Raw genomic sequence first — 20726 nt, forward strand, 5'->3', positions numbered from 1 at the left:
ACCTGCTCCTTGCGGCTCCGGATACGGAGGACCCTCCCGCTCGCGAACCTGTCTCGGGTGACCTATGTTCAGGGGGTCGCTCGCGTGGGAGGGGGTGTCGGGGTTGGGTCTACGGACCTTTATCGAGGGTTGGCCGGTCTACCGCCAGCTCACCGGCACCGACCCGCTGGGACGGGGTGCTGCGGCGAAGTCCGACGGGTCCCGTGCGCTCACCGCCCGCACCGACACCGCCGATTCGATGGCCCGGTCCGTCTGCCCGTACTGCGCCGTGGGTTGCGGCCAGCGGGTGTTCGTGAAGGACGGGCAGGTCAGCCAGATCGAAGGTGATCCGGACAGCCCGATCTCGCGGGGTCGGCTCTGCCCGAAGGGTTCGGCGAGTAAGAGTCTGGTGACCAGTCCGCTGCGGCAGACCACTGTCCGCTACCGCCAGCCGTACTCGACGCAGTGGGAGGATCTGGAGCTCGACACCGCGCTCGACATGATCGCCGACCGGATCCTCGCTGCCCGCGAGCAGACCTGGGAGGACGTCGACACGCAGGGTCGGCCGCTCAACCGGACGCTGGGTATCTCCAGTCTGGGTGGGGCGACGCTGGACAACGAGGAGAACTACCTCATCAAGAAGTTGTTCACCGCGATGGGGGCGCTCCAGATCGAGAACCAGGCCCGTATTTGACACTCCGCCACCGTCCCCGGTCTGGGGGCCAGCTTCGGTCGTGGCGGTGCGACGGATTTCCAGCAGGACATCGCCAACGCTGACGTGATCGTCATCCAGGGTTCGAACATGGCTGAGGCGCACCCTGTGGGTTTCCAGTGGGTGATGGAGGCCAAGCGCAAAGGCGCGAAGGTTTTCCACGTCGACCCGCGGTTCACCAGGACGAGTGCGGTCGCGGACACGTACCTGCCGATCCGGGCGGGCACGGACATCGCTTTGCTCGGTGGGGTGGTGCGCTACATCCTGGACAACGAGTTGGACTTCCGGGAGTACGTGCTGTCGTACACCAATGCGGCGACGATCGTCAGCGAGGAGTTCAGCGACACCGAGGACGGTGACGGTTTCTTCTCCGGCTTCGACCCGGAGACCGGCACCTACGTGCAGGACAGCTGGCAGTACGAGGGGCACGAGGGTTCGTCGGGCAGTGGGCACACCGCCCAGGAGCGGGACAGCGCCGCGGGGTTGACGCACGAGTCGCACGGCGCGCCGGTGGGTGGTCAGACCCGGCGCGACGAGACGTTGCAGCATCCGCGCTGCGTCTACCAGATCCTCAAGCGACACTTCTCCCGCTACACCCCGGAGATGGTGGAGCGGGTCTGCGGCATCTCGCAGGAGCAGTTCCTGGAGTTGGCGCGGGCGTGGACGGCGAACTCCGGCCGGGACCGCACCGGCATGCTGATCTACTCGGTGGGGTGGACGCAGCACAGTGTGGGTGTGCAGTACATCCGCACCGGCGCGATCATCCAGCTGTTGCTGGGCAACATGGGCCGCCCCGGTGGTGGAGTCATGGCGCTCCGCGGCCATGCCAGCATCCAGGGCTCCACCGACATCCCGACGTTGTTCAACCTGCTACCCGGTTATCTGCCGATGCCGCACCACGCCGAGCACCCGAGCTTCGACGAGTGGGTGGAGAGCATTCGCCATCCGGGGCAGAAGGGGTTCTGGGGTAACGCGCGGTCGTTCGCCGCCAGCCTGCTCAAGGCGTACTGGGGTGACGCGGCGTCGCCGGAGAACGACTTCTGCTACGGCTACCTGCCCCGGCTGACCGGTGATCACGGCACGTACCAGCAGGTCCTCAACATGATCGACGGGAAGATCAAGGGGTACTTCCTGCTCGGGCAGAACCCGGCGGTCGGGTCGGCGCACGGCCGCGCGCAGCGGCTCGGGATGGCCAACCTCGACTGGTTGGTGGTCCGGGACCTGTTCATGATCGAGAGTGCGACGTTCTGGCAGAACGGTCCGGAGGTCGCCACCGGGGAGATCGTGCCGGAGGAGTGCCGCACTGAGGTGTTCTTCCTGCCGGCCGCGTCGCATGTGGAGAAGGAGGGCACGTTCACCCAGACGCAGCGCCTGTTGCAGTGGCGGGAGAAGGCGGTCGAGCCACCGGGTGACGCCCGTTCCGAGCTGTGGTTCTTCTATCACCTGGGCCGCAAACTGCGGGAGAAGCTGGCCGACTCGCCGCTGCCGCGCGACCGGGCGCTGCTCGACCTCACCTGGGACTACCCCACGCACGGTCCGCGCGCGGAGCCGAGCGCCGAGGCGGTGCTGCGCGAGATCAACGGGTACGACGTGGCGACCGGCCGCCCGCTGTCCGGCTTCGCCGAGGCCCGCGCGGACGGCTCCACAGCGATCGGTTGTTGGATCTACAGCGGGGTGTACGCGGACGGGGTGAACCAGGCGGCCCGGCGCAAGTCACGGCACGAGCAGGACTGGGTGGCCGCCGAGTGGGGGTGGGCGTGGCCGGCGAACCGGCGCATCCTCTACAACCGTGCGTCCGCCGACCCGGACGGCAACCCGTGGAGTGAGCGCAAGCGCTACGTGTGGTGGGACGCGGAGAAGGCCGAGTGGACCGGCTACGACGTGCCGGACTTCGAGAAGACCAAGCCGCCGTCGTACCGGCCGACGGCCGGTGCGTCCGGGCCGGAGGGCATCGCGGGTGACGACCCGTTCGTCATGCAGGGCGACGGCAAGGGCTGGCTGTACGCGCCCAGCGGTGTCCTGGACGGGCCGCTGCCGACCCACTACGAGCCGGTGGAGTCGCCGGTGCGTAACCCGCTCTACGGTCAGCAGGCCAACCCGACCCGCAAGATGTACGCGCATCCGGTGAACTCGGTGAACCCGAGCCCGCCGCAGGAGCACGCCCAGGTGTTCCCGTACGTGTTCACTGTCAGCCGGCTCACCGAGCACCACACGGCCGGCGGGATGAGCCGGACGGTGTCGCCGCTTGCGGAGCTGCAACCGGAGATGTTCGTGGAGGTGTCCCCGGACCTGGCCGGCGAGGTGGGGCTGACGCATCTGGGTTGGGCGCACCTGGTCAGCGGCCGCGCGGTGATCGAGGCGAAGGTGCTGGTCACCGACCGGCTCACTCCGCTGCGGGTGGACGGTCGGATCATCCACCAGGTGTGGTTGCCGTACCACTTCGGTTTCGAGGGCCTGGTCACCGGTGACTCGGCCAACGACCTGTTCGGCATCAGCCTGGACCCGAACGTGCTGATCCAGGAGAGCAAGGTCGGCACCTGCGACGTGCGGCCCGGCCGGCGTCCCACCGGCCGGGCGCTGCTCGACCTGGTGGCCGACTACCAGCGGCGCGCCGGGATCATCCCGGGCCAGCATGCTCCGGCCGTGACCACCGACAACGAGGGGAAGGAGCACGGTGCTTCCTGACCCGAACAGCCTGTACGGTCCGCTGGACCCGGCACCCGAGGCAGGCTATGAGAACGCGCCGCCCCGGATGGGTTTCTTCACCGACACCAGCGTCTGCATCGGCTGCAAGGCCTGCGAGGTGGCCTGCAAGGAGTGGAACGGCGTGCCGGAGAGCGGCCTGGACCTGCTCGGCATGTCGTACGACAACACCGGCGCGTTGACAGCGAACTCGTGGCGACACGTGGCGTTCATCGAGCAGCCGCGCCCGGCCGGGCAAGACGCGCCGTCGGCGGACGTTCTCGGCGCGCCGGTCGACGCCGGCCCGGACCGGCCGGCCGATGCGGGGACGGGACCGCAGTTCCTGGGGATGCCGGGGGCGCAGCCGCCGGGCCGGGGCACGGGCGTCGAGGAGCGCACGGATTTCCGGTGGTTGATGATGTCGGACGTCTGCAAGCACTGCACCCATGCGGCCTGCCTGGACGTGTGTCCGACGGGTTCGTTGTTCCGGACGGAGTTCGGCACTGTGGTGGTGCAGGAGGACATCTGCAACGGGTGTGGGTACTGTATTTCGGCGTGTCCGTACGGGGTGATCGATCAGCGTAAGGACGACGGCCGGGCGTGGAAGTGCACGCTCTGCTACGACCGGTTGGGTGCGGGCATGACTCCGGCGTGTGCGCAGGCGTGTCCGACCGAGTCGATCCAGTACGGCCCCCTCGACGACCTGCGCGAACGGGCCGCCGCCCGGGTGGCGACGCTGCACGACCGGGGGGTCCCGGAGGCGCGCCTGTACGGGCACGACCCGAACGACGGTGTCGGTGGTGACGGGGCGTTCTTCCTGCTCCTTGACGAGCCTGAGGTGTACGGGCTGCCGCCTGACCCGGTCGTGACCACCCGGGACCTGCCGAAGATGTGGAAACGCGCCGGCCTCGCCGCGCTCGCCATGGCGGCGGCGACCGTCGCCGCGTTCGTCGGAGGATCCTCATGACCCCACCGGGCCCCGTGGGCGACCGGTTCCGTCGCTTCCGGCAGCGGCTCGCCGCCGAGGGCAGCCACCAACCACACACGAGCGACGAGCGACCCACCGCCGTGAGCGGTGCAGCGGCCACGAGCGACCGGAACACCGCCAGCGGCGACGGGTCCGCCAACAGCCGCCGCGGCGACCTGACGACGCGGCGAACGACCGAAGCATCCGGCCGCCGACGCAGGCGGCGCGGTGGTGGCGGCGAGGAACTGCGGGTGCCGGAGGCCGAGTTCACCTCCTACTACGGTCGGCCGGTCCTGAAGGGGCCGGTCTGGAAGTGGGACATCGCCGCGTACCTGTTCACCGGGGGGCTGGCCGCCGGTTCGTCGCTGCTCGCCGCCGGTGGGCAGCTCACCGGGCGGCCCGCGCTGCGGCGCGCCGGTCGGGTCACCGCGTTGGCCGCCGTCAGCGCCAGCGCCGTCTTCCTGGTCAAGGACCTCGGTCGGCCGGCGCGGTTCCACCACATGCTGCGGGTGGCCAAGCCGACCTCGCCGATGTCGATGGGCACCTGGATCCTCACCGCGTACGGGCCGGCGGCGGGCGTCGCCGCGATCGCCGAGGCGGCCGGCGTGCTGCCCCGGCACGGTCTGCTCGGGTTGGCCGGTCGGGCGTTGCCGCCGATCGGGCACGCCGCCGGGCTGATTGCCGCCGGCACCGCGCCGGCGCTGGCCACGTACACCGGGGTGTTGCTGGCCGACACGGCGGTGCCGTCGTGGCATGAGGCGTACCCCGAGTTGCCGGTGATCTTCGCGGGCAGCGCGCTGGCCAGCGGCGCCGGCGTGGGTCTGCTCGCCGCGCCGCCGGCCCAGGCCGGGCCGGCCCGGCGGATGGCGGTGGCCGGGGCGGCCCTGGAGCTGTACGGCGCGCATCGGGTGGAGACCCGCCTCGGCCTGCTCAGCGAGCCCTACCGGTTGGGCCGGCCGGGCCGGTTGCTGCGCGCCGGGCGGCTGTTGACCGCCGGCGGGGTGGCGGGCGCCCTGCTGGGTCGGCGCAGCCGGGTGGTCGGGGCGCTCTCCGGCACCGCGCTGCTGGCCGCGTCGGTGCTGACCCGGTTCGGCATCTTCTACGGCGGCGTCGCCTCGGCCCGCGACCCCCGCTACACGGTGGTGCCGCAGCGCGAACGGGTCGAAGCGCGGCGAACCGGCATGGATCTTCCATCTGATCGGGCGGTCCCGCCCGCGGTGTGATCGAATGTCCGGTGGAGGCGTTCAGGCGGCTGGTGCCCCTCCCGGTCTTCAAAACCGGAGTGGTCCGGGACCCGGGCCAGGCGGGTTCGATTCCCGTCCGTCTCCGCCACACCGCTTGCAGGAGATGACGTGATGGGCGACGGCCCGGTGGACCCGCGACGCCGGGTGCCCCGTACGGACACGCTGCTCGCCGACCCGGTGCTGGCCGCCGCCGCCGCCAGCCTCGGCCGGGAGCAGGTCAAGGCTGTCGTCAACCGCGTGCAGGACCGCGCCCGCCGCGGTGAGCTCGACCCCGACGAGGTACGCGACGCGGCCGTCGCCGCGCTGCCCACCCCCGGCCCCCGGGCGGTGCTCAACGCCACCGGTGTCGTGCTGCACACCAATCTGGGCCGGGCGTCGCTGTCGCCCGCCGCGGTCGCCGCGGTGGTGGCGGCCGCCGGGCACACCGACGTCGAGTTGGACCTGGCCACCGGCCGGCGGGCCCGCCGTGGCCGAAGCGCGCTCGACGCGTTGGCCGCCGCCGTGCCCGACGCGGCCGCCGTGCACGTCGTCAACAACGGCGCCGCCGCGCTGGTGCTGGCCGCCACGGCGTTGGCCGCCGGCCGGGAAATCGTGGTCAGCCGGGGCGAGCTGGTCGAGATCGGCGACGGCTTCCGCCTGCCCGACCTGCTGGAAAGCACCGGCGCGCGGCTGCGCGAGGTGGGCACCACCAACCGCACCACCCTCGCCGACTACGCCGCCGCACTCGGCCCGCAGACCGGTTTCGTGCTCAAGGTGCACCCGTCGAACTTCCGGGTCACCGGGTTCACCTCCGCCACCGGGGTACGGCAACTGGCCACGCTCGGGGTGCCGGTGGTCGCGGACATCGGCTCCGGGCTGCTCGGCGCGGACCCGCTGCTGCCCGACGAACCGGACGCGGCCAGCACCCTGCGCGCCGGCGCCGCGCTGGTCACCGCCAGCGGCGACAAACTGCTCGGCGGGCCGCAGGCGGGGCTGCTGCTGGGTGACGTCGAGGTGATCGACCGGCTGCGTCGCCACCCACTGGCCCGGGCGCTGCGGGTGGACAAGCTCACCCTGGCCGCCCTGGCCGCCACAGTGCACCAACCGAACACCCCGACCCGGGTGGCGCTGCACGCCGACCCCGGTGCCCTGCGCGAACGGGTGGAGCGGCTGCGCGACCGGCTCGGCGTGGACGGCCGCAAGGCCGAGGTGGTGCCGGCCGTCGCGGTGGTCGGCGGCGGCGGCGCCCCCGGGGTGGAGTTGGACTCGTGGGCGTTGAGCCTGCCCGAGAGGTACGCGGCGCCGCTGCGCACCGGAGACCCGCCGGTCCTCGGTCGGGTGGTGCGCGGCCGGCTCCTGCTCGACCTGCGCTGTGTGCCCGCCGACGCCGACGAGGCCGTCCGTGAGGCCGTGCTGCGCGTACCCGGGGACGACTGAGTCGTGTTCGTCGTCGCGACCGCCGGGCACGTCGACCACGGCAAGTCGACACTCGTCCGAGCGTTGACCGGGATGGAACCTGACCGGTGGGCCGAGGAACGCCGCCGGGGGATGACCATCGACCTGGGTTTCGCCTGGACGACGCTGCCGTCCGGCGGCACCGTCGCCTTCGTCGACGTACCCGGGCACGAGCGGTTCGTGCCGAACATGCTCGCCGGCGTCGGCCCGGTCCCGGCGGCGCTGATCGTGGTGGCCGCCGACGAGGGCTGGATGCCGCAGTCCGCCGAGCACCTGGCCGCGCTCGACGCGCTCGGTGTCGCGTACGGCCTGCTGGCGGTGACCCGCGCGGACCTGGCCGATCCGGGGCCGGCGACGGCGCACGCCCGTGCCGAGATCGCCGCGACCAGCCTCGGCGCGGTGCCGGCGGTGGCGGTCAGTGGCCTGACCGGCGCTGGCCTGCCGGAGCTGCGGGCCGCCTTGGACCGGCTCGCAGCCCAACTGCCCACGCCGGTGGTGGACGACCCGGTCCGGCTGTGGGTGGACCGCAGCTTCACCGTGCGGGGCAGCGGCACCGTCGTCACCGGCACCCTCGGCGCCGGTCGGCTGCGGGTGGGCGACGAGCTGGAGCTGGCCGGCGCCGACGAACCGGTCCGGGTCCGTGGCCTGCACTCCCTGGGCGAGGCCCGCGCGGAGGCGGCGGCGGTCGCCCGGGTGGCGGTCAATCTGCGGGGTACGCCCCGCGACCGGCTGGGCCGGGGCGACGCGTTGCTCACCCCGGGCCGGTTCCACCACACCGACCTGGTCGACGTCCGGCTCGCCGGCGACCCGGCCGCCGACCTGCCGGCCACCCTCACCCTGCACGTCGGGTCGGCGGCGGTGCCGGTGCGGGTGCGCCCGCTCGGCCCGGACACCGTCCGGTTGCGGTTGGCCCGCCCGTTGCCGTTGCTGGTGGGTGACCGGGCGCTGCTGCGCGACCCGGGCCGCCACCACGTCAGCGGTGGGGTGCGGGTGCTGGACGTGGCACCTCCACCGCTGGGCCGACGGGGTGCGGCCGCCGCCCGCGCCCAGGTTCTCGCCGAGTTGGACGGTCGACCCGACCTGGCGGGGGAGCTGCGCCGTCGCCGGCTGGTCCGGTCCGGCGCGTTGCTCCGGATGGGTGTGCCGGCGCAGAACGGGCCGGCGTACGCCGAGCCGGTGGCCGGTGACTGGTTGGCCGACCCCGCACACTGGCGGCGACTCGGCGAGCAGTTGACCGAGGAGGTGGCCCGGCACGCGCGGGAGCACCCGTTGGAGCCCGGGATGCCGGTGGACGCGTTGCGTCAGCGCCTCGCGCTGCCCGACCGGGTGCTGGTCGAGGCGCTGGTCCGGCCGCCGTTGCGGATCCACGCCGGTCGGGTCGGGGCGGCGGGCGCGGACGCGTTGCCCGAACCGGTGGCCCGGGCCGTGCAGCGGGTCCGCGCCGAGTACGGCGACCGGCCGTTCCGGGCCCCCGAGGCGGACCGCCTCGTCGACCTCGGCCTGGGCCCTCGGGAGATCGGCGCCGCGGTGCGGGCCGGCGCGCTGCTGCGGCTGGCCGACAACGTGGTGCTGCTGCCGGACGCGCTCGACGACGCGGTCCGGGTGTTGGCCGGCCTGCCGCAGCCGTTCACCCTTTCCGCGGCCCGGCAGGCGTTGGACACCACCCGCCGGGTGGCGGTGCCCCTGCTGGAGTTGCTGGACCGGCGGGGCGCGACCCGTCGGTTGCCCGACGACGTTCGGATCGTCGTCACCTGAGCGGGCGCCACGACCGGGTCGACCGCTGTCAGTCCAGGTCGGACATGTCGAGCACGAAGCGGTAGCGGACGTCGTTTCGCCGGAGGCGGTCGAGTGCCGTCTCCACCTGCGCCGACGGGAGCACCTCGACGTCGGCGGCGATGCCGTGGTCGGCGCAGAACTGGAGCATCTCGGCTGTCGAGCGGCGGCCTCCGCTGCCGGCGGAGCTGAGCTTCTTGCGGCCGACAAGCAGGTCGGTGGCCTGCACGGTGACCGGGCCCAGGTACCCGAGCAGGCTGAGGGTGCCGTCGATCGCCACCAGCTTCACATAGGGGGCGAGGTCGTGTGGTGCGGAGATGGTGTCGATGACGACGTCGAAGGTGTCTCGTGCCGTGGCCATCCGTCCGGTGTCGGTGGAGGCGATGAGGTCGTGTGCGCCGAGCCGGCGGGCGTCGTCGCGCTTGTCCTGCGTGCGGCTGATGACGGTCGTGGTGGCACCGAGTGCGACGGCCATCTTGACCGCGAGGTGGCCCAGGCCGCCGAGCCCGGCCACGGCGACGCGACTGCCAGGGCCCACACCGAGGGCGCGCAGCGGCTCCCAGACGGTGACGCCGGCGCACAGCAGCGGGGCGGCCGCGGCCGGGTCGAGGCCGGCGGGCAGCAGGTATGCGAAGGCGTCGCGGACGACGTAGTCGCGGGAGAAGCCGCCGAATGTGGTCGAGCCGTCCTGCCGGTCGGTGCCGCTGTAGGTGAGCGTCGGGAAGGCGTGGCAGAAGTTCTCCTGTCCGGCCGCGCACATCGCGCACACGCCGCAGGAGTCGACGATGTTGCCCACCGCGACGCGATCGCCGACGGTGAAGGCGGTCACCTCGGGGCCCGTCTCGGTCACCACGCCGGTGAACTCGTGACCGGGCACCAGAGGCGCGTCCACGCGCTGATCGTGGTCGTTGAGGGCGTGCAGGTCGCTGTGGCACACGCCGCAGTGCTCGATCCGCACCGCGAGGTCATCGGGGCGCAGGTCGCGCCGCTCCAGCAACGTACGGCGCAGCGTGGTGGGGCCGGTCGCCTGCCATCCGGTGGTCGTCCGCATCGGTGAACTCCTTAAACAAACTGTTCGGTCTGTTTCACCGTAGACCCCATCGCGGCGCGTAGCAAACCAACCGTTCTGTTTGCTAAAGTGCGGGCATGCCGGAGCAGCCACCGACCTCGCGAGGCGCCGCGACCTACCAGCGCATCCTGGACGCCGCCACCGAGGAGTTCGCCCAGCACGGCATTGCCGGGGCGCGGATGGAACGCATCGTGACGGCGGCGCGCACCAACAAGGCGCAGCTCTACGCCTACTTCGGCGACAAGGAACGGCTCTTCGACGCGATCTTCCTCAGCTCACTGGAGCGCATCACGAACGTCGTGCCGATCGACGCTGACGATCTTGCCGACTGGGCCGTTCGCCTCTACGACGAATACCTGCGCCGCCCCGATCTCATCCGCCTCGCGACCTGGACACGACTGGAGCGCCGGCCCGCCGGGCATCTCGTCGAGACCCACCAGCACTACGACGATCGCAAGCTCACGGCCATCGCCGAGGCGCAGGCCGCCGGGCGGGTGCGCGCGGGCGACCCGTTCGACCTCATGGCTCTGGTCATCGCCATGTCCATGGCCTGGTCGCCGGTCAGCAACGTCTACGCGGCCAGCAGCCTGGAACCCGACGACGTTCATGATCAACGCCGCGCCCTGCTGCGCGACTGCGTCCGGCGAGCCACCGTGCCGTCGGACGAGGATCAACCGGACCGTTGACCACCGCACGGCCATCAGTCGCGTCCGATCCGGGGCTGACAACAGTGCGCCGAGGTGCGACGGTGAGCTGATGGTCGAGGCGATCCCCACCCGGTCACGGGCCTCCCGCCGCCGGTGGCGTGCGGTCGTCCCGGTGGCGCTGCGCTGGGCGCTGCCGGTGCTGTGGGTGCTGTGGGCGTCCCTCGCGTGGTGGGTCGAGCCGCGCGAGTCGACCGAGGCGCAGCTCGACCGGGATCTCGCGGCCGGCCGGGTGGTGACCTTCCAACGGGCGCAGGGCTGGGCCGACGACGGCGCGTACTGGGGGAGCCGACCTCGGCCGCAGCATGCGACCAACGGCGGGATGCTCGCCTGGACGGTGCCGAACGGCCAGATCCGGTACGCCTTCGTCGGCCCACCCGCCTCGGCGTCGTACCCGGGCGAGCCGGACCTGTCGGCGAACGCCGGGCAGGACGCGCGGCTCGCCGCCGTGGCCGGTCCGTGGCATGCCGGCGGCGACCTCGCGCACCGGATCGCGGGCACCGCCGGTCTGCTCGCCGGCGTGCTGACCGTGTTGTGGCTGGGCCGGTTGATCGGTGGCGCGCCGCCGCTGGCGGGCAGCCGGTGGTTCTGGTTCTGGGTCGGGCTGATCCCGTTCGGGGTGGGTGTCCTGGCCTGGACCTACCGGGAGTTGTGGAGGCCGCCGTCGCCGCCGGTCCTCGACCGTGCCTCCGGGTGGCGTGGCGTCGGCTGGCTGGTGCTCGCCGGGTTCGGGATCGCCCTGCTGGTATCGGTCGCTCGGGGCATGCTCGGAACGACCGTGGTGCCGGGCTGAGCCGGTGGTGCCGGGCCAACCGGCCCCGAGGTCGGCGACGGTCACCTACGGTGACGCCATGGACCCTTCGGCGGTCTGGCGGGACCGGCAGCACCGGTGGCGGATCGAGGCGTACCGGGCACCGGATCTGCGCTTCGCCATCTACGCCACCAACGGCCCCACCGAGTCGGTGCCGCTGTGGCTGTTCGGGATGTCGGCGCTGGCCCGGTGGCTGATGACCCACGCCATCTCGCTGGACGACCTGGAGGTCGACTGAGCGGGGACGCGGTCGCAAACCGGGCCCGCGGTGCGCCCCGCTGGGGTTGAGTGACCTCAGGCGGCGGACGGGGGGTACGCGATGGGCGGTCAGCTCGGGCAGTTGGCGTTGGTGGCCGTGCTGGTGCTGGTCAACGCGGCGCTCTCCGGCAGTGAGATGGCGCTGGTGACCCTGCGCGAGGGGCAGTTGCGGCGGCTGGGCCGGCGCAGCCGCGCCGGCGACCGGTTGGTGCAGCTGTCCCGCGACCCGAACCGCTACCTGGCCACCATTCAGCTCGGCATCACCCTGGCGGGGTTCCTCGCCTCGGCGGCGGCCGCGGTGTCGTTGGCCGGCCCGCTGGTCGGTCCGCTGGGTTTCCTCGGCGGGGCGGCGCGTCCCGCCGCCGTGCTGCTGGTGACGGTGCTGCTCACGTTCGTCACGCTGGTGCTCGGAGAGTTGGCCCCGAAGCGGCTGGCCATGCAGCGGGCTGAGCGGTGGGCGCTGCTCAGCTCGAGGCCGTTGGATCTGCTGGCCCGGGTGTCGCGGCCGGCGGTATGGCTGCTCAGCCGGGCCACCGACGCGGTCGTGCGGCTCGCCGGTGGTGACCCGCGGGCCAACCGGGAGGAGATGACCGAGGAGGAGTTGCGGGAGATGCTGGCCAGCCAGCGTGGCCTGTCGACGCAGCAGCGGGAGATCCTGACCGGCGCGTTCGACATCGCCGGCCGGACGTTGCGGGAGATCCTGGTGGCCCGGCGGGAGGTGACCACCCTGCCGGCCGGCCTGGCCGCCGACGAGGGGGTCCGGCGGCTCGCCGCCGCCGGGCGGTCCCGTGCTCCCGTCACCGGCCCCGGAGGGCTGGACGAGGTGCTCGGGGTGGTGCACATCCGCGACCTGGTGCGCGCCGGCACCGCCCCGGTGGGCGAGCGGGTCCGCGCGCCGTTGCTGCTGCCGGTGACCCTGCCGGTGGCCGACGCGATGCGTCAGCTGCGGCAGGAGCACCAGCAACTGGCTCTGGTGGTCGACGAGCACGGGGGCATCGACGGCATGGTCACCATGGAGGATCTGCTGGCCGAGGTGGTCGGCGAGTTGTACGACGAGACCGACCGTGACGTGCGCGGGGTCGTCCGGGAACCGGACGGGTCCCTGCTGGTGCCCGGTGACTTTCCGCTGCACGACCTGCCCGACCTGGGGGTGCGGTTGAGCTTCCCGTTGTCCCGGGACTACACGACGGTGGCTGGTCTGGTGCTGGCCCGGCTGCGGCACCTGCCGGACTCCCCGGGTGAGACGGTGCGACTGCCCGGGCTGACCCTGCAGGTGGTGGAGGTCGCCGACCGGGCGGTGCGCCGGGTGCGGCTCTGCGGGTTCGTCGCCGAGCGCTGACCAGTCACCCAGAAGAATGATAAAAGCCCCAAATCGGCGAGGCGGCGATCGGGGCCAGCCTACGGTGCCAGACGTGAAGGACCGAGGGTTGCGTACGTTCGTCACGGTGCTGGCCGGCCTCGCGGTGATCTACTTCGGCAGCGCCGGCCGCAGCCCCGAGGAGGGCCGTGGCATCTCCGGCGGGGTGGTGGTCCTGGCGTTGCTCGCCGCGTTGCTGGTGTGGCACCTGACCCGCCCGGGGGACAAGACGGTCAAGTGAAGCGCCTCAGCGGGCGGCGACCCGGGTGACCTCACCGGCGGACTCCTCACCCAACGCCACCCGTACCAGCGCTGAGGCGAGCCGGCCGAAGTCCGGTTCGTCGACCAGACCGGCGAGCCGGTCCGGGGAACCCGGCAGACCCAGCCGCTTCGCCCCGGCCAGGGCCCGCCGGTCGGCGTACGGGCGCACGTCCGACCAGACCGTCTGCGCCTCGCGCAGGTAGATGTCCGCACCGGTGGGGCCGATGCCGGGGAACTCGGTGAGCCGCCGCTGCAGCCCGGCGGGATCGCCCTGGGCCGCCCGGTGCAGGCGCCGCAGGTCACCGTGCCAGCGGTCCAGGCACTGCCGGGCGCCGGTGCCGAGCATGGTGGCGGTGCGCTCGTCGTAGCGGCGGTAGTGGCCGCGACCCAGCGCATCGACGCGCTGCTGCCAACCGGCCGCCTCCATCGCCTGCGGGGTGCGGTAGCCGGCGGCGAACAACTCCCGCGCGGCGTCCACCGCCACGCACGCCCGGATCCGGGTGCTCAGCAGCGTGGTCAGCACCAGCAGCTGGTACAGCGGCCCCGGCCGGTCGGCGAGCCGGATGCCGGCCTCCTCGGCGTACGTGCGGCCACGCCGGTCGAGCAGGACCCGCACCACACTTCGATCGTCACCCACCCCGACGCGTTACCCAGTTGGGGACCGGCTAGCCGTCGCACCGGCGACCACTGTCGGAATGCCACCGGGGCGGGCGGGTATGCCGAGGTGTGGAGGCGGTCGATGCTGCCCCCGTACCCGGAAGGGAGACACCAGTGGTCAACCCGCAGCAGGAAGAGTTCCGCCGCAACGCCAAGGGCGCCACCAGCCAGGACAGCAAGGGGCCCCAGCCGACCGGGCACCCGCTCAACAGTGGATCGTCGCGCGGGGACGCCGGCCGACCGGTGCCCAAGGGGCAGGTGTCGCCGTACGGCCCGGCCGGCGAGCCGGTGGCCGAGGACGACAGCGACACCCGCTGATCAGCGACCGCGACCTGGCGGCCGCCGCAACCTGTTCCAGGTTGCGGCGGCCGCCAGCCCGTACGCGAGGTGCGGGATGATGTCGGAGATCCAGTCGGAGCGCCGCCAGGTACGCGGGTCGCTGATCCCGAGCACGGTGATCGACCCGTCGGTCATGGTCATGACGCCCGCGCCGAGCAGCCCGGTGGCCATCGGCAACGGCTGACGCCGGCCACCGGCGTAGAGCGCGAACCCGACGCCGGCGGCGACGCCCAGCCCGTAACCGATCAGCGGGCCGAGGCCCGAGCGGCGGTTGGCCGCCCGGGCCCCGTTCCCCAGGTCCACATGCGCGATCCCGGCCAGCCGGTCGACGGTCTCCTGGGGGACGTCGCTCTCCGGCCGTCCCCGTAGCGCCATGTCGAGGTAACTGACCACGTTCAGCGCGGTGCTGCCGACGGCGCCCGCGATCGCGCCGTCGGCCACGTCGACAGTCCTCACTTCGGGTCGCCCGGTTCGCGCTCGCTCTTCGGGCCGTACGTCCGGTCACCGCGCACCACGCCGCGTTGGCCGCGATCCTCCTGGAGGATCCGGTTCGCCACCTGGTTCGCCTTACCGTCCGGCACCCGTCGTCCGGAGTCGTCGATCGCGTTGCGCAACCGCGCCCGCTGCTTGTCGTACGCGTTACTGCCCGGCCGTGGTCCTGGCATCTGTGCCTCCTTCGTCGGTCTGGGCACCTGGTGCTGCCCACCGTCCGCTGGGCGTACCGCGGCCGTCTACCCGTCTGGCGGCGGACCAACCACGGTGGGCTACTGGGGCGCGCGGACCACGACGACCGGGCACTGCGCGTGGTGCAGCATCGACTGACTCACCGACCCCAGCAGCAACCCGGTCACCTCGCCGCGCCCGCGCCCACCGACGACAGCCAGTTGGGCGGAGCGGGACGCCTCGGCGAGCACACTGCCGGGTCGACCGTGGACCGCCCGGCAGGTCAACCGCAGACCCCGGTGGTCGTCGGTGAGCCCGGTCAGCCACCCGGCGAGCATCCGCTCCTGCTCGCCGCGCAGCTTCGCCTCGTCGTACACCAGGGGCTGCATGTCGCCCGGCCCGCTGCTGCCCGGGTGTCGGTAGGCGTGCACCGCCACCAGTGGCACACCACGCGACACGGCGGTCTCGGCGGCGAAGTCCGCCGCCCGCCGGGAGGCGTCCGAGCCGTCCACCGCGACCAGCACCGGCTCGTCGGGTCGTTCCGTGCCGCGCGCGACGAGCACCGGACAGTCGGCGTACGCGGCGACCTGCACCGCGACGGAGCCGACCACCAGCGCGGAGAACCCACCCAGCCCGCGGTCGCCGAGCACGATGAGCGCGGCGCTGGGGGACTCGCCCACCAGCACCGCGGCGGCCTCACCGTCGATGATCTCGCCGGAGGCCGACAGGCCGGGCACTGTCGCCTCGGCCTCGTTCACCGCGGCCTCGACCAGTTCCTCGGCCCGGTGGCGCAGTCCACCGCCGGGCGGCGCGTCCGGGGCGGGGGAGACCGGTACGTGCAGCAGCGGCCAGATGAAGCCGTGCACGACCCGCAGCGGTCGGTTGCGGCGTGCCGCCTCGGTGGCGGCGAGGCGTACGGCGCGCAGCGCCGACTCCGAGCCGTCGACGCCGACCACCACTGCCGCGTTGTTTGCCGAGTTCACCGCCCACCTCCGCCCGCGGCCAGTATCGCGGGCCCGGACGCCCTCGCGCCGCGATACCGCTGAGCGCTCCCCGGTCGGTACGCTGGCGACGACCGGGGAGGGAGCGCCGCCGATGGGTGAACCGGACCAGCCGAGTACCGCTCGCATGATCGACTTCTGGCTCGGCGGGCAGCACCACTTTCCCGTGGACGTGGCCGCCGCGAACGCGTTCGAGCAGGCGTACGGGCCGTGCGCCCCGGTGTTCCGGGAGTTGCGGGCGTTCCTGGGCCGGGCGGTGCGGGCCATGGCCGCCGAGGCCGTGGACGGGTTCCTGGTGTTCGGCGCCGGGGTGCCGACGATGGGCAACGTGCACGAGGTCGCCCCGGACGCGACGGTGCTCTACACCGACGTCGACCCGGTCACCATCCGACTGGGACAGAGCATCCTCGCCGGCAGCGACCGGGCGGGCTACGGCTTCGGTGACGCGACCGACATCGGCACTGTCGATCCGGCGCAGCTGCACCGTTTCGTGCCGGGGTGGGGTCGGCGGCCGGTCGGAGTGGTCTTCCTGGGGTTGGCCGCGTTCCTCGACGACGCCACGCTGACCCGCACCCTGGACGAGTTGTACGCCGCCGCCGCGCCGGGCAGCCTGCTCGCCGTGGATTTCGACACCGAGGAGCTGGCCGGTCATCCGCAGGCGCTGGCCATGATGGGCCCGCAGTTCCGGATGCGCCCACCGGCGGCGTTCGCGCCGCTGTTGGGTCGATGGGCGCCGACGGCGGACGGGATCGTGCCGGTCGCCGAGTGGCGGCCGGACGGCCCGCCGGCGCGGGTGCCCGACGCGTTCCATGGTGTGCTGGCGACCCGCGCGGCGGACTGACCGCGCCGATCGTCCGTCCGGGGGCGTCCGTATGATGCTTGCCCTATAGCAAGCTTCTGGGGAGGACGACGATGGTAGACGCGCCGGACGTGGTGTCGCGCGCGTTGCGCGAGGCCCCGCCCGACCAGTTGGCGGAGGCCGCGGACCGGGCGATCCGGTCGGCGATGGGTGCGCTGCGCACCGACGTCTTCGTCGCCGACTACCGGATCAGCGGCCTCTGGCCGGTACTGGACCCGGACCTGCCGTCGGGCGGCTTCCTGGCCTGCCACACCGTCGCGCAGCGCTGCTTCAGCAGCCAGCAACCGGTACGCGACGGCGAGGGCCCGTGCCGGCTCTACCTGCCGTTGACGGTGTGGGGAGAGCGGCTCGGCGTGCTGCTGATCGAGCTTCCGACAGTGCCGAACGCGGCGGTCACCGGTCGGGCCACTGACATCGCCGGCTCCCTGGCGGTGGCGATGCGCGCGGCGGACCGGGAGACCGACCGTTACCGCCGGGCGCGCCGCCGGGAGCGACTGACGATGGCTGCCGAGATGCAGTGGGACCTGCTGCCCGGCCGCGGTGTGTCACACCACGCGTTCGATCTGGCCGGTCAGCTCGAACCGGCGTACACGGTGGGCGGCGACCACTTCGACTGGTCGCTCGATGGCGACCGTCTCACGGTGACGGTGCTCAACGGCGAGGGCAACGGGCTGGCCGCGTCCCTGTTGACCGCCGTCACGGTCAACGCGATGCGCAACGCGCGTCGCTCCGGCGGCGGCCTTGTGGAACAGGCCGAGCTGGCCTCGGACACGGTCTTCTACCAACACCGGGGCGCCCGGTACGTGGCCACCCTGCTGCTCGAGGTGGACACCCGCCTCGGCCGGGTGCGGGCGGTCGACGCGGGCTCCCCCCATCTGTTGCGGATGCGCGGGTCCACTGTCGAGCCGATGAAGCTGGATCAGCAGCTGCCGCTGGGCATGTTCGCCGAGACCCGCTACGAGCTTCAGGAGGTGCAACTCGCCCCCGGTGACCGGCTCTTCGTGGTCAGCGACGGGGTGTGGGCCGCCGAGCCGCCGGGTCAGGAGCCGTACGGGCAGCGGATGATGGCGCGGTCGTTGCGCGCCACGCGGCTGCAGCCGCCCGCTGAGGCGGTTGGTACGGTGATGCGCGAACTGCACGCCTACCACGCGGATTCCGATCTGCGCGACGACGCCGTCGTGGTCTGTCTGGACTGGCACGGTCCACCCGACCGGGGCACGAGGTGAGATTCGCCGCCGCGTTGCCGGGCGGGCACCAGCGCGACGACGGCAGGGGACATCAGGTGGAGCGACCTGCGGATCTCGCCGCGGCGATCGACGCGGCCGCCTCGACGCTGATCGCCGTGCTGGAGTCGGCTGCGGCGCGGCACCAGGTGCCGCCCACCCAGCTGAGGGTGCTCACGCTGATCAGCGGTCGGCCGGAGACCAACGTCAACGGGTTGGCGGAGCTGCTGGACGTGGTGCCCTCGTCGGCGAGCCGGCTGTGCGACCGGTTGGAGGCGACCGGGCTGTTGCGCCGGGTGGCCGACCCCCGCGACCGGCGGGAGGTGCGGTTGGTGCCGACCGCTGCGGCGCTGACCCTGTTGGGGGAGTTGGCCGAGCGGCGGCAGCGCGCGGTGCAGGCGGTGCTGGACCGGATGCCGGCGCGGACGCAGCACGAGCTGTTGCTGGCGCTGGTCGGGTTCGCTCGCGCGGCGACCGCGGTGCCGGAGCAGCAGCAGACCGATCCCGCCGCGCAGACGGCCTGAGCGTCGCCTCCCCCTTCCACTAGTATCCTAGGATGCTCTACGCGTGGTGATCCACGCCACAGTGCGGCACAGCCGCACCGACAGCCCGGCGGCGGCACCCGGCCAGCGAGAGGAAGCCCGATATAGTGGCAGCGCACCTACCCGGCCCGCGATCGTCGAGATCGCGGGCCGCATCAGGGGAAGGGGCCCCGCCCGGGGCCGCAGGGGAGAGCCGGCGCTGGTCGGCCCGACAGCGCGTACGACCCTCAGCCGCGCCCGGCGTCGGCCGGGGGCCCGCGTGCCGTGGAGGAGGATCGGTGTCGCGTCGGCAGGCTCGGGCAGAGCAACCGCGGGACACCGGTGACGAGGCTCCCGGCAACCAGGTGCTCACCCTGCCCAACCTGATCAGCTTCGGGCGGCTGCTGGGCGTGCCGCTCTTCCTCTACCTGTTCCTGGTGGAGCGGGCCGACGTGGCGGCGGTCGTCGTACTGGCCATCGGTGGCACCACCGACTGGGTCGACGGTTGGATCGCCCGCCGCCTGCGTCAGGTGAGCCGCCTGGGCGAGCTGCTCGACCCGCTCGCCGACCGGCTCTACATCCTCGCCACCCTGGTCGCCTTCACCGCGCGTGAGGTGGTGCCGTGGCAGTTCACCGCGGCGCTGCTGGCCCGTGAGGTGCTCCTGCTCGCCTCGCTGGCGGTGCTGCGTCGCTACGGGTACGGGCCGCCGCCGGTGCACTACGTGGGCAAGACCGCCACGTTCCTGCTGCTCGCGGCGTTCCCGGTGCTGCTGTTGGCCACCGCGGCGACCGACGTGGCGACGGCGGCGAGCGCCATCGGTTGGGCGTTGGCGTGGTGGGGACTGGTGCTCTACTGGGTGGCCGGCGGGATGTACGTCGTGCAGGCGTCCCGGCTGGTGCGCGCGGCGCGTGGCCCGGGGGCGGCGGCGTGAGCGGGCCGCGGCTGGGGAAACCCGGCCAGGACCGGGTGTACGCGCCGGACTTCCTCACTGAACTGTTTCGCAACCCGCTGGATCCGGGGTACGCGGACGCGGCTGCCGCGCGTCGGCGCTCGGAGGGGTCCGCCCCGGCGCGCGGGTGGCGGGCCCTGCCGGCGCGGTCGGTGAGCCTGGTCGTGGTGGTGATGCTCGGTTTCCTGTTCGCTGTCGCGTACCGGCAGACGATGGCGGACGAGCCGGGTCGCAGTCAGGCCCGCTCGGGGCTGGTGGCGCAGATCAAGGAGCGGGAGAACCAGACCGATCGGTTGTCCACCCGGGCGGACCAGCTGCGCGAGGAGGTCAGTCGGCAGCGGGACGCGGCGTTGAGCGGCTCGGCTGCCGCCCGGTTGCGCAACCTGGAGGCGAGCACCGGGTTGGGGCGGGTGCGTGGTGACGGTGTGGTGGTGCGGTTGGCGGACGCGCCGGACAACGCGGACGCGGTGACCGGTGCCGGCGCTGGGCCGCCGCGGGTGCTCTACAGCGACCTGCAGGGGGTGGCGAACGCGTTGTGGAGTGCCGGCGCGGAGGCGATCGCCATCAACGGGCAGCGGTTGACGGCGACGTCGACGATCCGGTCGGCGGGTGAGGCGATGCTGGTGGATTTCCGGCCGGTGACCGGGCCGTACGAGGTGTCGGCGATCGGGCCGGGTTCGATGCGGCGCAAGTTCGAGGACAGCCGTAACGCGGCGCTGATGCGGGAGGTCGCGCAGAAGACCGGGTTGTCGTTCGGTGTGCGGGAGTCCGATGACCTCACGTTGCCGGCCGCGCCGGAGCCGCAGCTACGCTACGCCAAGCCGTCGGTCAGTCCGAGCCCTTCCGCGTCGGGTGTCCGGTCCGGCAGTCCCGGGTCGTCCGGTCCGGCGACGACTGTTAGCCCCTCCGGAGGTGGCCGATGATCGCGGTGCTGGCGTTGCTCGCCGGTGTGGTGCTGGGCGTGTGGCTTGATCCCACGGTGCCGGCGGCGTTGCAGCCGTACCTGCCGATCGCGGTGGTGGCCGCGTTGGACGCGGTGTTCGGTGGGGTGCGGGCCCGGTTGGACCGCATCTTCGACGACAAGCAGTTCGTGGTGTCCTTCATTTCGAACGTGCTTGTCGCTGGTCTGATCGTGTATCTGGGTGACCAGTTGGGGGTGGGCGGGCAGTTGTCCACCGGTGTGGTCGTTGTGCTGGGTGTGCGTATCTTCGGCAACGTGGCGGCGATCCGTCGGCACCTGTTCCGGGCGTAGGTTGGGTTGC

The 20726-nt window shown here is 72.7% G+C and carries 22 protein-coding genes and 1 tRNA gene; 18 read left to right on the forward strand and 5 right to left on the reverse strand.

All coding sequences use genetic code 11. The annotated features are described in order from the left end of the window. Positions 1 to 103 precede the first annotated feature (103 nt). The 6 genes from fdh (at position 104) to selB (ending at position 8773) form a co-directional block, all read left to right on the forward strand. Positions 104 to 3376, forward strand: coding sequence for a formate dehydrogenase (gene fdh, locus IW249_RS25435; protein WP_269215336.1), 3273 nt, complete (start codon positions 104 to 106; stop codon positions 3374 to 3376). Next, the gene (locus IW249_RS25440) at positions 3366 to 4340 is read left to right on the forward strand and encodes a 4Fe-4S dicluster domain-containing protein (RefSeq protein ID WP_196923064.1); all 975 of its coding nucleotides are present in this window, start codon (positions 3366 to 3368) and stop codon (positions 4338 to 4340) included. The genes fdh and IW249_RS25440 overlap by 11 nt, the downstream gene beginning before the upstream one ends. Beyond that, positions 4337 to 5563: an NrfD/PsrC family molybdoenzyme membrane anchor subunit gene (gene nrfD, locus IW249_RS25445; RefSeq protein ID WP_196923065.1), complete on the forward strand. Its 1227-nt coding sequence runs from the start codon at positions 4337 to 4339 to the stop codon at positions 5561 to 5563. Before IW249_RS25440 ends, nrfD begins: the two co-directional genes overlap by 4 nt. A gap of 13 nt (positions 5564 to 5576) precedes the next feature. Beyond that, a tRNA-Sec gene (locus IW249_RS25450) sits at positions 5577 to 5672 on the forward strand. 23 nt (positions 5673 to 5695) lie between these two features. Beyond that, on the forward strand, positions 5696 to 7000 hold the full coding sequence (gene selA / locus IW249_RS25455) for an L-seryl-tRNA(Sec) selenium transferase (protein WP_196923066.1): 1305 nt from the start codon (positions 5696 to 5698) through the stop codon (positions 6998 to 7000). 3 nt (positions 7001 to 7003) lie between these two features. After that, the gene (gene selB / locus IW249_RS25460; protein WP_196923067.1) at positions 7004 to 8773 is read left to right on the forward strand and encodes a selenocysteine-specific translation elongation factor; all 1770 of its coding nucleotides are present in this window, start codon (positions 7004 to 7006) and stop codon (positions 8771 to 8773) included. A gap of 28 nt (positions 8774 to 8801) precedes the next feature. Here the strand turns inward: selB and IW249_RS25465 are convergent, their stop codons facing one another. Next, positions 8802 to 9842: an NAD(P)-dependent alcohol dehydrogenase gene (locus tag IW249_RS25465; RefSeq protein ID WP_196923068.1), complete on the reverse strand. Its 1041-nt coding sequence runs from the start codon at positions 9840 to 9842 to the stop codon at positions 8802 to 8804. Positions 9843 to 9937: 95 nt separating this feature from the next. Between IW249_RS25465 and IW249_RS25470 the strand changes: the two genes are divergently transcribed. The 5 genes from IW249_RS25470 to IW249_RS25490 all read left to right on the forward strand — a co-directional run bounded on the left by IW249_RS25470 (position 9938) and on the right by IW249_RS25490 (position 13231). Next, positions 9938 to 10546 (forward strand): TetR/AcrR family transcriptional regulator, encoded by a 609-nt coding sequence (locus tag IW249_RS25470; RefSeq protein ID WP_196923069.1) that lies wholly within the window; start codon positions 9938 to 9940, stop codon positions 10544 to 10546. Positions 10547 to 10616: 70 nt separating this feature from the next. Then, positions 10617 to 11357, forward strand: coding sequence for a hypothetical protein (locus IW249_RS25475; RefSeq protein ID WP_196923070.1), 741 nt, complete (start codon positions 10617 to 10619; stop codon positions 11355 to 11357). A 58-nt stretch (positions 11358 to 11415) separates the two neighbouring features. Then, the gene (locus IW249_RS25480) at positions 11416 to 11613 is read left to right on the forward strand and encodes a hypothetical protein (protein WP_030327722.1); all 198 of its coding nucleotides are present in this window, start codon (positions 11416 to 11418) and stop codon (positions 11611 to 11613) included. Between the two features lie 81 nt (positions 11614 to 11694). Continuing rightward, a complete protein-coding gene (locus IW249_RS25485; protein ID WP_196923071.1) occupies positions 11695 to 12972 on the forward strand; it encodes a hemolysin family protein in 1278 nt (425 codons plus the stop codon). 73 nt (positions 12973 to 13045) lie between these two features. Continuing rightward, the gene (locus IW249_RS25490; RefSeq protein ID WP_036410487.1) at positions 13046 to 13231 is read left to right on the forward strand and encodes a hypothetical protein; all 186 of its coding nucleotides are present in this window, start codon (positions 13046 to 13048) and stop codon (positions 13229 to 13231) included. 6 nt (positions 13232 to 13237) lie between these two features. Here the strand turns inward: IW249_RS25490 and IW249_RS25495 are convergent, their stop codons facing one another. Continuing rightward, positions 13238 to 13888 (reverse strand): hypothetical protein, encoded by a 651-nt coding sequence (locus IW249_RS25495; protein ID WP_196923072.1) that lies wholly within the window; start codon positions 13886 to 13888, stop codon positions 13238 to 13240. Between the two features lie 134 nt (positions 13889 to 14022). Between IW249_RS25495 and IW249_RS25500 the strand changes: the two genes are divergently transcribed. Next, positions 14023 to 14226 (forward strand): hypothetical protein, encoded by a 204-nt coding sequence (locus tag IW249_RS25500; RefSeq protein WP_196923073.1) that lies wholly within the window; start codon positions 14023 to 14025, stop codon positions 14224 to 14226. Here IW249_RS25500 and IW249_RS25505 read toward each other — a convergent pair whose 3' ends face one another. The 3 genes from IW249_RS25505 to IW249_RS25515 form a co-directional block, all read right to left on the reverse strand. After that, complete coding sequence (locus IW249_RS25505) at positions 14227 to 14703, reverse strand: hypothetical protein (protein ID WP_196923074.1); 477 nt, start codon at positions 14701 to 14703, stop codon at positions 14227 to 14229. It abuts the gene before it with no gap. Next, a complete protein-coding gene (locus IW249_RS25510) occupies positions 14700 to 14912 on the reverse strand; it encodes a phosphatidylethanolamine-binding protein (RefSeq protein WP_088989541.1) in 213 nt (70 codons plus the stop codon). The genes IW249_RS25505 and IW249_RS25510 overlap by 4 nt, the downstream gene beginning before the upstream one ends. Before the next feature lie 99 nt (positions 14913 to 15011). Then, on the reverse strand, positions 15012 to 15893 hold the full coding sequence (locus IW249_RS25515) for a universal stress protein (protein WP_196923075.1): 882 nt from the start codon (positions 15891 to 15893) through the stop codon (positions 15012 to 15014). A gap of 112 nt (positions 15894 to 16005) precedes the next feature. On the opposite strand from IW249_RS25515, the gene IW249_RS25520 reads away from it, so the two are divergent. The 6 genes from IW249_RS25520 to IW249_RS25545 all read left to right on the forward strand — a co-directional run bounded on the left by IW249_RS25520 (position 16006) and on the right by IW249_RS25545 (position 20716). Beyond that, positions 16006 to 16752, forward strand: coding sequence for an SAM-dependent methyltransferase (locus IW249_RS25520; RefSeq protein ID WP_196923076.1), 747 nt, complete (start codon positions 16006 to 16008; stop codon positions 16750 to 16752). Between the two features lie 71 nt (positions 16753 to 16823). Next, a complete protein-coding gene (locus IW249_RS25525; RefSeq protein ID WP_196923077.1) occupies positions 16824 to 17996 on the forward strand; it encodes a PP2C family protein-serine/threonine phosphatase in 1173 nt (390 codons plus the stop codon). Positions 17997 to 18052: 56 nt separating this feature from the next. Continuing rightward, positions 18053 to 18517 carry a MarR family winged helix-turn-helix transcriptional regulator gene (locus tag IW249_RS25530; RefSeq protein WP_196923078.1) on the forward strand — a complete coding sequence of 155 codons (465 nt, stop codon included), beginning with the start codon at positions 18053 to 18055 and terminating at the stop codon, positions 18515 to 18517. 296 nt (positions 18518 to 18813) lie between these two features. After that, a complete protein-coding gene (gene clsA, locus IW249_RS25535; protein WP_196923079.1) occupies positions 18814 to 19446 on the forward strand; it encodes a cardiolipin synthase ClsA in 633 nt (210 codons plus the stop codon). Further along, positions 19443 to 20387 (forward strand): DUF881 domain-containing protein, encoded by a 945-nt coding sequence (locus IW249_RS25540; protein ID WP_196923080.1) that lies wholly within the window; start codon positions 19443 to 19445, stop codon positions 20385 to 20387. Before clsA ends, IW249_RS25540 begins: the two co-directional genes overlap by 4 nt. Beyond that, positions 20384 to 20716, forward strand: a complete 333-nt coding sequence (locus IW249_RS25545; RefSeq protein ID WP_030327710.1) for a small basic family protein — start codon at positions 20384 to 20386, stop codon at positions 20714 to 20716. The genes IW249_RS25540 and IW249_RS25545 overlap by 4 nt, the downstream gene beginning before the upstream one ends. The last annotated feature ends 10 nt before the right edge of the window (positions 20717 to 20726 follow it).

The organism is Micromonospora vinacea (genome assembly GCF_015751785.1).
Taxonomy (GTDB): domain Bacteria; phylum Actinomycetota; class Actinomycetes; order Mycobacteriales; family Micromonosporaceae; genus Micromonospora; species Micromonospora vinacea.